Origin of the sequence: Streptomyces sp. NPDC058373 (assembly GCF_042723275.1) — a bacterium.
Lineage (GTDB): Bacteria > Actinomycetota > Actinomycetes > Streptomycetales > Streptomycetaceae > Streptomyces.
Map to the genome: position 1 here is coordinate 1 of NZ_JBHXJE010000082.1, position 10,510 is coordinate 10,510.

The following is a 10,510-nucleotide window of genomic DNA, read 5'->3' on the forward strand; positions in this document are numbered from 1 at the left end:
AGGAACGGACGCTTCCTTTGTACTCACCCTCTCGGGCTTTCCTCCGGGCGCTTCCCTTCGGTATTTCGTGTTTCCGACTCTATCAGACTCTTTCGAGTCCGATTTCCTCGGTGCCTTTCAGGTTCCTGCTCGGCGTTTCCGCTTCGCTTTTCCCTTTCGGCGGCTCCGACTCTATCAGATCCTTTCGGGCCTGATTCCCAGTCAGCGGGTTGCGTCTTCCCGGCTGTTGGGCCGTTCCGACGTCCAGAACCTTAGCGGATTCTCTTGATCTCTCACAATCGGCGCCGAATGCGGTTCCGATGTCATGCAGAGACGACAGAGCACCTCCGGAAATGAAATCCCGGGCCTGCCCGTGGGCATGCCTGAGGAAAGGTGTTCCTGGAGGATTCTGCTGAGGTTTTGAAGTGTGCCGCGCTCCGCGCGGCTGAGATGCTTCCTCAGCCCTGGGGCTGAAGGGCAGCTCGTTAAACATTACGTACCCGGACGGCCGAAGTCAAGCCGGGCCCGTGCCCCTCTGCAGGAGCACGGGCCCGTGGCTGTCGGCGGGGGCTGGCGTCAGCTCTCGGCCGGAGTCAGCTTCATGGAGATCGAGTTGATGCAGTAGCGCTGGTCGGTGGGGGTGTCGTAGCCCTCGCCGGCGAAGACGTGGCCGAGGTGGGAGCCGCAGCGGGAGCAGCGGACCTCGGTGCGGACCATGCCGTGCGACCGGTCCTCGATCAGCTCCACGGCGTCCGAGTCCTTCGGGTCGAAGAAGCTCGGCCAGCCGCAGTGCGACGCGAACTTGGTGTCGGAGGTGAAGAGTTCCGCGCCGCACGCGCGGCAGGAGTACACACCCTCGGTCTTCGTGTCGGTGTACTCACCGACGAAGGCCGGCTCGGTGCCCGCCTGGCGGAGCACCTGGTACTCGGCGGGGGTCAGCTCCGCGCGCCACTGCTCGTCCGGCTTCTCGACGTCGTACGCCATGTCGGTCACTTCCTCACTTCGACAGGTGGTCGAGGATGTCGGGCCCGAGCTCCGTCACGTCGCCGGCGCCCATGGTCAGAACAAGGTCACCGGGCTTGGCCATTCCCGCGAGGACCGAGGCGGCGGCGGAGCGGTCGGCCAGGGCCGTCACCTCGGCTCCGGCGGCGCGGGCCGCGTCGACGATCAGGGCGCTGGTGACGCCGGGGACCGGGTCCTCGCGGGCCGGGTAGATGTCGAGGACGACGGAGGCGTCGGCGAGGCCGAGGGCCTGGCCCATCTCCTTGCCCAGTTCCTGGGTGCGGCTGAAGAGGTGGGGCTGGAAGAGCACCAGGAGGCGGGCGTCCGCCTGGACGGCGCCCCGGATGGCCTCCAGGTCGGCGGTCATCTCCGTCGGGTGGTGCGCGTAGGAGTCGATCACCTGGACGCCCGCGGCCTCGCCCTTGAGCTGGAGGCGGCGCTTGACCCCGGTGTAGGCGGCGATGGCGGGGGCCATCTCGGCGGCCGGGACGCCGAGGGCGACCGCCGCGGTCAGGGCGGCGACGGCGTTGAGCGCGTAGTGGCGCCCGGGGACGGAGACGGCGAAGGTCAGCTCGGTGCCGTCGATGCGGACCGTGACCTCGCTGCGCAGACCGTGCGGGACGATCGACAGGACGCGTACGTCGGCGTCGGCCGCCTCGCCGTAGGTGCGGACGGTGACGCCGTCGAGGCCCTTGGCGGCGAGGCGCCGGGTCAGTTCGCGGGCGCCGTCGTGGTCGGCGGAGATCACCAGGGTGCCGCCCGGCACGATGCGCGCCGCGAAGGTCTCGAAGGACTCGTGGATCTCTTCGATCGAGGCGTAGTTGGCGTGGTGGTCCAGCTCGACGTTGAGGACGACGGCGACCTCGGGGGCGTACTTGTGGAAGCTGCGGTCGCTCTCGTCGGCCTCGGCGACGAAGATCTCGCCCGTGCCGTGCAGGGCGTTGGAGCCGGGGACGTCGAGGTCGCCGCCGATGGCGTACGACGGGTCGACGCCCAGCGCGGCCAGGGAGACGGCCAGCATCGAGGTGGTGGTGGTCTTGCCGTGGGTGCCGGCGACGGCGATGGGGCGGGTGCCGTCCATCAGCGCGGCGAGGGCGTCCGAGCGGTGCACGACGGGGACGCCGAGCTCGGCGGCGCGGGCCAGCTCCGGGTTGTCCGGGCGGATCGCGGAGGAGACGACGACGGCGGTGGTGTCGTCCGCGAGGTGGCCGGCGGCGTGACCGATGTGGACGGTGGCGCCGAGGGCGCGCAGCGCGGCGGCGGTCGCGGACTCCTTGGCGTCGCTGCCGGCGACGCGTGCGCCGCGCTGGGCGAGGATCTTGGCGATCCCCGACATTCCGGCGCCGCCGATGCCGATGAAGTGCGGTCGGTCCATGGCGGGGGGAAGGCCGGATGCCATGTGTGGTTCTCCCGGTGTCGAGGTGGCGCGTGTCGTGCTGGGTGCGGGGTTCAGCCTATGCCGTGGCCCCGGGCCTGGCGGACCGCCCGCCGGTCCTCCGGGTGGCGCCGGTGGGGCTCGGGCGGCGCCCGGCCGGGGCTCAGTCGGTGCGGGTGGCCGGGCCGGTGGCGGTGTCCTGGTCCGCGACCGCGCCGGCGGCCGTGGCGCCGGTGCCCGAGGAGGTGTGGGTGGGGGCGTGGGCGCCGTCGGCGGGGGCGTGCGAGTAGAGCTTGAGGACGGGGACGCCGACCTTGTGGCGGGCGCGGGTGGCCCAGTCGCGGTGGAAGAACTCCTCCACGTAGTGCGGCTCGGTCAGCACGATGACCTCGTCGGCGCGGGTCTCGGCCACCAGGGCGGTGAGGGTGGCGAGGGGTTCGTCCTCGACCAGGCTGCCGACGGCCTCGCTGCCGGCGGCGTGCAGGGCGCGCAGGGAGTGTTCCAGTGCGCGGGCGGCGGGGGTGCCGTCGACCTCGCCCTCCGGTTCGTCGGCCTCGCGGACGGCCTCGCCGAGTTCGCCGAGGGCCACGTCGTCGATGGCGCGCAGGAGGCGGTCCTGGTCGCCGCGGGGCTGCATGAGGAGGACGAAGGAGACGGGCTCGTCCCCGTGGAGCGTGGTGACGAACTCCACGTCGGGTGCCGACAGCGGCTGCTCGATCATCAAAACGCTCGTGAACACGTCAGGCGCCCTTTCGGATCGCGGGCCGCGAGGGCCCGTGCGGAAACCATCCTGCCCCGTGATCGCACGGGACGCGGTGTCCCTAGTCTGCCCACCGGGAGCTAAACGGAACGGGTGATTCCGCTGATGTCAGTCCGACGGTAGCGGGTGAAGAGGAACCCGGCCTCCTCCAGCACCGAGGCAGGCGAGAAACGTTTCGGCAGGGCGACCGGGGATCCGGAGGCGATGCGCTGGGCGCCCCCGGCGGTGAGCATCGGGGCGATGGTCAGACACAGCTCGTCCAGGACTCCGGTGGCCACGAACTGGCCCAGCAGCCGGGGGCCTCCCTCAGTAAGAAGCCTGGTCAGACCGTGTTCGGCGAGTACGTCGACAACGCGCGCCGGATCGACGGCGGCGCCGGTCCCGGCGATCAGCACACGCACTCCCGCGGCCTCGGCGGCGCGTACCCGCTCGGGCGGCGCGGCGGCTCCGGTGAGGACCAGGGTGGGCGTGAGCGGGGCGCTGAAGAGGGGCAGGTCGAAATCGAGTGCGAGGCTCGCGCTGACCACGGCGACGGCGGGCGCGGGGGTCTGCCCGGCGGCGGCGCGGCGGCGGGCGAAGGCCTCACGGGCTCGGGCGGGGCGGTACCCCTCCTGCCGTACGGTCTCGGCGCCGACGACCACGGCGTCGGCCAGACCGCGCAGGGTGCCGAAGATCCGCATGTCGGCGCTGCCGGAGATGGGCTGGGATCGGCCGTCGTGCTGGGCCGCGCCGTCGAGGGTGCTGACCATGTTGGCGCGCAGCCAGGGGCGGTCGGTCTCCGGATAGGCGTAGGCGTCGGCGAGTTCCGCCAGGGTCCACTCGCGGTCGTCCGGGTCGTCGGTCACGGGGAGCAGGCGTCGCATGACGTGCAGTTTCGCACGGCCGTGCGGCCGGACGAACCGGGAGGCGCCGGTCGTGCGAACGCTCCGGGGCGGGGTGGGCGGTCCGGGCGTCCGCGGAGGGCCCGGCGCCCGGGGAACGGCTCGCTCCGCGCGCCCCTCTAAGCTGGTGAGCTGTGTCGTCCTCCTCCACTCCCCCGTCCTCGGCCTCCTCGTCCGCGTCGCGCGCCGACGAGGCCGCGCCGCTCTCCCTGTGCGCCCGCGAGCCGCAGGTGCCCGCCGAACGGCTGGTGGCCGAGATGGTGCCGCCGCCCCGGTTCGACCAGGTGCGCTTCTCCACGTACATCCCCGACCCGAACCAGCCGAGCCAGGCGGAGGCGGTCACCGTGCTGGAGCGGTTCGCGACGGGGCTGGGCGGGTCGAGCGCGACGGGCGCCGGACGGCGCCGCTGGTTCGCGCGGCGGGCCGAGCCCGCGCCGTCGGGGCCGCGCGGGGTCTACCTGGACGGCGGATACGGCGTCGGCAAGACCCATCTGCTCGCCTCGCTCTGGCACGCCACCCCGGCGGCGCCGGAGCAGAAGGCGTTCGGCACCTTCGTGGAGCTGACCAACCTGGTGGGCGCGCTCGGCTTCCAGGAGACGGTACGCACGCTCAGCGGCCACCGGCTGCTCTGCATCGACGAGTTCGAGCTGGACGACCCCGGGGACACCGTGCTGGTCTCCTCGCTGCTGGGCCGCCTGGTGGAGGCCGGGGTGGCGCTGGCCGCCACGTCGAACACGCTGCCGGGCAAGCTCGGTGAGGGCCGGTTCGCCGCGGCCGACTTCCTGCGAGAGATCCAGGGGCTGTCGGCCCACTTCCGGCCGCTGCGCATCGACGGCGAGGACTACCGGCACCGCGGGCTGCCCGCCGCGCCGGAGCCGTACACCGAGGAGCAGGTGACCAAGGCGGCGTACGCGACGCCGGGGGCGAGCCTGGACGGGTTCGGGCCGTTGCTGGACCACCTGTCGCGGGTCCACCCGAGCCGGTACGGGGCGCTCACCGACGAGCTGCGCGCCGTCTGCCTGACCGGCGTACGCCCGGTCCCCGACCAGTCGACGGCGCTGCGCCTGGTGGTGCTGGCGGACCGGCTGTACGACCGGGAGGTGCCCGTGCTGGCGTCCGGTCGTCCGTTCGACCAGCTCTTCAGCGAGGAGATGCTGAACGGGGGCTACCGGAAGAAGTACTTCCGGGCGATATCCCGGCTGACGGCGCTGGCGCGGGACGCGCGGGGGCTGGTGGAGGGCTGACAGCCGAGCGGGAGACGGCGCCGGGGTTCGCGACGGGCGAACTCCGGCGCCGTGGACGTGGCGTGGCGGGCGGACAGGTGCCGTACGGCGCGGCGTCCCGTGGGTCGGCTCAGGCGGCCGTGGCGCCCTTCGGCTCGTCGGGGTCGGGCTCCGCCTCCTGCGACGGTTCGCGGAGCTGTTCGCGGACGTAACTCCACAGCACGCCGATGAGGGCGGCGGCCGGGACGGCGAGGAGGCTGCCGACGATGCCGGCCAGGCTGCCGCCCAGGGTGACGGCGAGGAGGACGACGGCCGCGTGCAGGCCGAGACCCCTGCTCTGGACGATCGGCTGGAAGACGTTCCCCTCCAGTTGCTGCACGACGATGATGATCGCGAGCACGATCAGGGCGTCGGTCAGCCCGTTCGACACCAGGGCGATGAGGACGGCGACGAATCCGGCGAAGAACGCACCGATGATCGGGACGAACGCCCCGACGAAGGTCACCACCGACAGCGGCAGCACGAGCGGGATGCCCAGGATCCACAGGCCGACGCCGATGAAGACCGCGTCGATCAGGCCGACCAGCGCCTGCGACCGGATGAACGCGCCCAGGGTGTCCCAGCAGCGTCCGGCGACCGCGGGGACGTCGTCGGCGAGCCGGCCCGGCAGCTGACGGGAGAGCCACGGCAGGAAGCGGGGGCCGTCCTTGAGGAAGAAGAACATCAGGAAGACCGCGAGGACGGCCGTGACGACACCGTGGACCACGGTGCCCAGGCCGGTGGCGACGGTGGACACCGTGCTGCCGAGGCTGTCCTGAAGCCGCGCGATCCCGGCGTCCATCGCCTTGGTGATCTCGGCGTCGCCGAAGTTCAGCGGCGGCCCGGCCGCCCATTGCCGCAGCTGCTCGACACCGGCGATCACGCCCTCCGCCAGGGGGCCTGACTGGGAGGCCACCGGCACCGCGACAAGGGCGACGACGCCCGCCGCGAGGACCAGGGCCAGCACGGTCACGACCGAGGCGGCGAGCGCGGGCGGCCAGGAGCGGTTGCGCAGGAAGCGGGCCAACGGCCAGGTGAGCGTGGTGAGGAGCAGCCCGATGACGAGGGGCCAGACCACCGGCCACATCTGACCGAGCAGCCACAACCCCGCCGTGACGGCGACGGCGACGAGCAGCAACTGGGCCGAGGTGCGCGCCGATCGGTCAAGCGCGGCACGGGTTCTGGTGGCACTCAGCTTGGTCGACATGCGGAACAGCGTACGGCGCGCCCACCGGAGGCATCCGGTGCGCCCGCACATGACGGCGCGGAGGCCGACGCCCCCGCGTACGCGGGGGCGGACCGTCGGCGTCGGATCGCCCCACGCGGTCGCGGACCGCGCCGCCGGTCCGCCCCGGGTGGGCGGAGTGCCGGCCCGAGGCGGTCCAGGCGGGCTGTGACGGCGGTGTCCAGGGCCACGCCTGGTTCCCGTGGGGCTGGGTGCGTGGTACACACGTGCGGGTCACATTCCTGTCCGCAGAGCCGCAGCAGGGAGTTGCCCATGTCCGCGACACGTCGTCAAGTCCTCGCCCGTACCGGGGCTGTCGCCGGTATCGCCTTTTCCGGCAGTCTGACCGAGCTCTTCGCGGGCACCGCCGCCGCGAAGGGGATGGGGAGGGCCGGGTACGGCCCGCTGGTGCCCGACCCGAAGGGTCTGCTGGACCTGCCGAAAGGTTTTCGCTACCGGGTGCTGTCCCGGGAGGGCGACCGGATGCTCTCCGGCGAGGGCCAGGTGCCGAGCAACCACGACGGGATGGCCGCCTTCGGTGGGCGCCGGGGCCAGGTCCACCTCGTCCGCAACCACGAGAACCGCCCCGACGCGGAGATCCGCGTGCCGGCCGTACGGGGGCTGACGTACGACCCGGAGGGGATGGGCGGCTGTACGGCGCTCGCCCTGGACCGCTCGCAGCGGGTGCTCGGCGAGCAGGTCGCCATCGCCGGGACCTCGACCAACTGCGCGGGCGGTCCCACCCCGTGGGGGACCTGGCTGACCTGCGAGGAGACCGAGGACAAAGCCGGGACCAACGGCTACACCAAGGACCACGGCTTCATCTTCGAGGTCGACCCGGTCGACCCGCACAGGACGGGCGCGGTACCCCTGAAGGCGATGGGCCGGTTCCAGCACGAGGCGGTGGCGATCGACCCGCGCCACGGGATCGTCTACGAGACGGAGGACGCCTTCGAGCGGCCCTTCGGCCTCTTCTACCGCTTCCTGCCCGAGAAGCCGCGCGGCGGACTCGGCTCGCTGCGGGCCGGGGGCGCCCTCCAGGCGATGCGGGTGCCGGGGGTGCCGGACCTGTCGGCGATCCAGGAGACGGGGGCCTCGTTCGACCGGGTGGAGTGGGTGGACGTCCCCGATCCGCTGGCGAGCGGGACGCCGATCCGCTTCCAGGACTTCGGCTCGAAGGGCATCACCCACGCGCAGAAGCTGGAGGGCTGCTACTGGGGCGGCTCGTCCGTCTACTTCGTCTCCAGCTTCGCGCGGAGCGGCGAGGGGTCGGCGGCCGACCACTACGGGCAGATCTGGCGGTACGACCCGGAGCGGCGGCGGCTCACCCTGGTCATCGTCTTCGGCCCCGACACCGACGTGCAGCTCCCGGGCGAGGAGCCGGACAACATCTGCCTCGCCCCGAGCGGCGGCCTGATGGTCGCCGAGGACGGCGAGGGCGCCCAGCACGTCTACGGCGTGACGACGCGTGGCGAGGTCTACCCGATGGCCCGGGGCCGCCAGAACATCGGCACGCCCGAGGAGCCGGAGTGGGGCGAGTTCGCGGGGGTCTGCTTCTCGCCGGACCACGACACGATGTACGTCAACTGCTACACGCCGGGCACGACCTTCGCGGTGACCGGGCCCTGGCACCGGTGACGGGGCCGCCGGGGGGCTGATCCCCCGGCAGGGCGGAAGGTTTCGGCGCCCCGGTGCGCGCACCCCGTGCGGTGCGCGTGGCGGGGCGCCTCGCCGCGCGCCGCCGCAGGTCGCCGGGTGGCGGAGGCGGGGTGCGGCGAGACGGGTGAGTAGCTCCGCCCCGAGCGGCGTTTTGCCCGATTTACACCTTTACGACCCTTATCGTCGCGACGTGATCAGCATGGTGCGCAAGGCAAAGGTCCGGACCGGCGCGGCGTTCTGCGCCCTGGCGGCGCTCGGCGCGGTGGCCGGCTGCGGCCAGCCCTCCTCGGGGCCGCACGGCACGGCGCCGGGTCCCCGCGCCTCCCACTCCCCCTCACCGGCGGCCCCACCCACGCTCGCGCCCGGCCCCGGCGGCCTCGCCCCGGTCTTCGCCAACGGGCCGCGCTCGGGGGCGAAGACCGTCGCGCTCACCTTCGACGCCGACATGACGGCCGACCAGGGCGACCGCGCGGCGGCCGGCGAGCGGTTCGACCACCCGGAGCTGATCGCCTCGCTGCGCCGCCTGAAGGTCCCCGCCACCGTCTTCATGACCGGGCGGTGGGCCGAGGAGTACCCGGACCAGGCCCGTGCCATCGGCGCCGACCCGCTCTTCGAGATCGCCAACCACTCCTACAGCCACCACGCCTTCACCGGCGACTGCTACGGCCTGCCGCGCGTCGCCGCGAGCGAGATGCGGGCCGACGTGGACCGGGCGTACACCGCGTTCCGCGCGGCCGGGGTCGAGAAGGCGATGCCCTACTTCCGCTTCCCGGGCGGGTGTTACGACGACGCGGCGCTGCGTGCGGTCTCGGCGGCCGGGGTGACGGCGGTGCAGTGGGACGTGGTGAGCGGGGACGCCTTCGCCACCGACGCCGACGCGGTGGCGCAGCAGGTGCTGGACGGGGTGCGGCCCGGCTCGGTCGTCGTCATGCACTGCACCAGCAGCGCCGCCCCCACCACGGAGCGCGCGCTGCGCCGGATCGTGCCCGCGCTGCGCGAGCAGGGGTACCGCTTCGTGAAGGTGTCGGAGCTGATCGGGGCGGCCTCCCGGAAGGGGTGACACAGCCTCGCCGTGCCTCGGGCACTTCGGGGGGTGCGGTGGACCGGGGCCTCGCCTCGGCCGGCCGGGACCTGGGCGTGCTCCGCCTCGGAGACTGCCGCACGCGGGCGCCATGTAGCCTTCGGGATGCGCTGGTGCGGTCTCCGTAAGGCTCGGGGCGCATCGTGGAGAAACTCAGCTCACCTTGGAGGACGGGTGCCGGCGGCCCAGCGGATGACGTCCCGCAATGCGCGGTTCCAGCAGTGGGAGTCGCTGCTCACCAACCGCAACAAGCGCACGCGCGCGCGGGAGTTCCTCGTCCAGGGCGTCCGTCCCATCTCCCTCGCCGTCGAGCACGGCTGGCCGGTCCACGCCCTGATCCACGACGGGAAGCGGAAGCTGTCGCGCTGGGCGGAGGAGCTCCTGCGCACGGTCGGCACGGAGCGGATCGCGATGGCTCCCGACATGCTGGCGGACCTGGGCGAGAAGAACGAGAACGCCCCGGAACTCGTCGCGGTGGTCGGCATGCCGGCCGACGACCTCGACCGCATCGAGGTCGGGCGCGACTTCCTGGGGGTGCTGTTCGACCGGCCCACCAGCCCGGGGAACATCGGCTCCGTCATCCGCTCCGCCGACGCCTTCGGCGCGCACGGGCTGATCGTCTCCGGCCACGCCGCCGACGTCTACGACTCCAAGTCGGTACGGGCCAGCACCGGGTCGCTGTTCGCCCTCCCGGCGGTGCGGGTGCCCTCTCCGGCCGAGGTGAGGGAGTGGGTGGACGCCAAGCGCGCCCAGGGGACACCGGTCGTGCTGGTCGGTACGGACGAGAAGGGCGACTGCGACGTCTTCGACTTCGACTTCACCCAGCCGACCCTGCTGCTGGTCGGCAACGAGACCACCGGGCTGAGCAGCACGTGGCGGGAGCTGTGCGACCACACGGTCAGCATCCCGATGACGGGTGCGGCGAGTTCACTGAACGCCGCCAACGCGGCCACGGCCGTGCTGTACGAGGCTTCGCGGCAGCGGATCGCCGCGGCGAAGCGGTCGGCGTGAGCGCCGACGAGGCCCGGACGGCGCCGCCCGACCCCGCCTTCGCGGAGTGCGTGCTGTGCCGCGAGCCCACCGAGTACCCGGAGTCCCACCCCGGCCTCACCTTCTGCCCGGTCTGCGCTTGGCGCGAGGGCGAGCGAACGGCCTGCTCCGGATAGGTCTTGACCGACAAGGGCAGCGCTTACTGATCGTTTCAGAATGCGGTGCGTAGCCGTCTCAAGCAGATGATGGCGCAGGCGAGTTGGAGGAGTCCCTCGTGGAGATCTGCACGGATCTCG

At 72.6% G+C, this 10,510-nt stretch carries 10 protein-coding genes; 5 read left to right on the forward strand and 5 right to left on the reverse strand.

All coding sequences use genetic code 11. From position 1 onward, the window contains the following. Positions 1 to 555: 555 nt before the first annotated feature. From msrB to ACFWMZ_RS27635, 4 genes are all read right to left on the reverse strand, one after another. On the reverse strand, positions 556 to 963 hold the full coding sequence (gene msrB, locus ACFWMZ_RS27620) for a peptide-methionine (R)-S-oxide reductase MsrB (protein ID WP_383173646.1): 408 nt from the start codon (positions 961 to 963) through the stop codon (positions 556 to 558). Between the two features lie 13 nt (positions 964 to 976). Beyond that, positions 977 to 2,380: a UDP-N-acetylmuramate--L-alanine ligase gene (gene murC, locus ACFWMZ_RS27625; protein WP_383204862.1), complete on the reverse strand. Its 1,404-nt coding sequence runs from the start codon at positions 2,378 to 2,380 to the stop codon at positions 977 to 979. 139 nt (positions 2,381 to 2,519) lie between these two features. Beyond that, positions 2,520 to 3,077: an indole-3-glycerol phosphate synthase gene (locus ACFWMZ_RS27630; RefSeq protein WP_383173919.1), complete on the reverse strand. Its 558-nt coding sequence runs from the start codon at positions 3,075 to 3,077 to the stop codon at positions 2,520 to 2,522. Positions 3,078 to 3,196: 119 nt separating this feature from the next. Beyond that, on the reverse strand, positions 3,197 to 3,979 hold the full coding sequence (locus tag ACFWMZ_RS27635) for a pyrimidine reductase family protein (protein WP_383204865.1): 783 nt from the start codon (positions 3,977 to 3,979) through the stop codon (positions 3,197 to 3,199). Positions 3,980 to 4,131: 152 nt separating this feature from the next. Between ACFWMZ_RS27635 and zapE the strand changes: the two genes are divergently transcribed. Then, positions 4,132 to 5,241, forward strand: a complete 1,110-nt coding sequence (gene zapE, locus ACFWMZ_RS27640; RefSeq protein WP_383173655.1) for a cell division protein ZapE — start codon at positions 4,132 to 4,134, stop codon at positions 5,239 to 5,241. A 109-nt stretch (positions 5,242 to 5,350) separates the two neighbouring features. Here zapE and ACFWMZ_RS27645 read toward each other — a convergent pair whose 3' ends face one another. Then, the gene (locus ACFWMZ_RS27645) at positions 5,351 to 6,466 is read right to left on the reverse strand and encodes an AI-2E family transporter (RefSeq protein ID WP_383173659.1); all 1,116 of its coding nucleotides are present in this window, start codon (positions 6,464 to 6,466) and stop codon (positions 5,351 to 5,353) included. Positions 6,467 to 6,757: 291 nt separating this feature from the next. On the opposite strand from ACFWMZ_RS27645, the gene ACFWMZ_RS27650 reads away from it, so the two are divergent. The 4 genes from ACFWMZ_RS27650 (at position 6,758) to ACFWMZ_RS27665 (ending at position 10,390) form a co-directional block, all read left to right on the forward strand. Then, complete coding sequence (locus ACFWMZ_RS27650; RefSeq protein ID WP_383173662.1) at positions 6,758 to 8,122, forward strand: PhoX family protein; 1,365 nt, start codon at positions 6,758 to 6,760, stop codon at positions 8,120 to 8,122. A gap of 220 nt (positions 8,123 to 8,342) precedes the next feature. Continuing rightward, positions 8,343 to 9,203, forward strand: coding sequence for a polysaccharide deacetylase family protein (locus ACFWMZ_RS27655; RefSeq protein ID WP_383173922.1), 861 nt, complete (start codon positions 8,343 to 8,345; stop codon positions 9,201 to 9,203). Positions 9,204 to 9,398: 195 nt separating this feature from the next. Then, complete coding sequence (locus ACFWMZ_RS27660) at positions 9,399 to 10,235, forward strand: RNA methyltransferase (RefSeq protein WP_383204868.1); 837 nt, start codon at positions 9,399 to 9,401, stop codon at positions 10,233 to 10,235. Beyond that, positions 10,232 to 10,390: a hypothetical protein gene (locus tag ACFWMZ_RS27665; RefSeq protein ID WP_383204871.1), complete on the forward strand. Its 159-nt coding sequence runs from the start codon at positions 10,232 to 10,234 to the stop codon at positions 10,388 to 10,390. Before ACFWMZ_RS27660 ends, ACFWMZ_RS27665 begins: the two co-directional genes overlap by 4 nt. The last annotated feature ends 120 nt before the right edge of the window (positions 10,391 to 10,510 follow it).

Excerpts from the sequence above, each read along its gene's own strand:
- msrB (WP_383173646.1), bottom strand. The coding sequence starts at position 963 with ATGGCGTACGACGTCGAGAAGCCGGACGAGCAGTGGCGCGCGGAGCTG.
- murC (WP_383204862.1), bottom strand. The coding sequence starts at position 2,380 with ATGGCATCCGGCCTTCCCCCCGCCATGGACCGACCGCACTTCATCGGC.
- ACFWMZ_RS27630 (WP_383173919.1), bottom strand. The coding sequence starts at position 3,077 with ATGATCGAGCAGCCGCTGTCGGCACCCGACGTGGAGTTCGTCACCACG.
- ACFWMZ_RS27635 (WP_383204865.1), bottom strand. The coding sequence starts at position 3,979 with ATGCGACGCCTGCTCCCCGTGACCGACGACCCGGACGACCGCGAGTGG.
- ACFWMZ_RS27645 (WP_383173659.1), bottom strand. The coding sequence starts at position 6,466 with ATGTCGACCAAGCTGAGTGCCACCAGAACCCGTGCCGCGCTTGACCGA.
- ACFWMZ_RS27650 (WP_383173662.1), top strand. The coding sequence starts at position 6,758 with ATGTCCGCGACACGTCGTCAAGTCCTCGCCCGTACCGGGGCTGTCGCC.
- ACFWMZ_RS27655 (WP_383173922.1), top strand. The coding sequence starts at position 8,343 with ATGGTGCGCAAGGCAAAGGTCCGGACCGGCGCGGCGTTCTGCGCCCTG.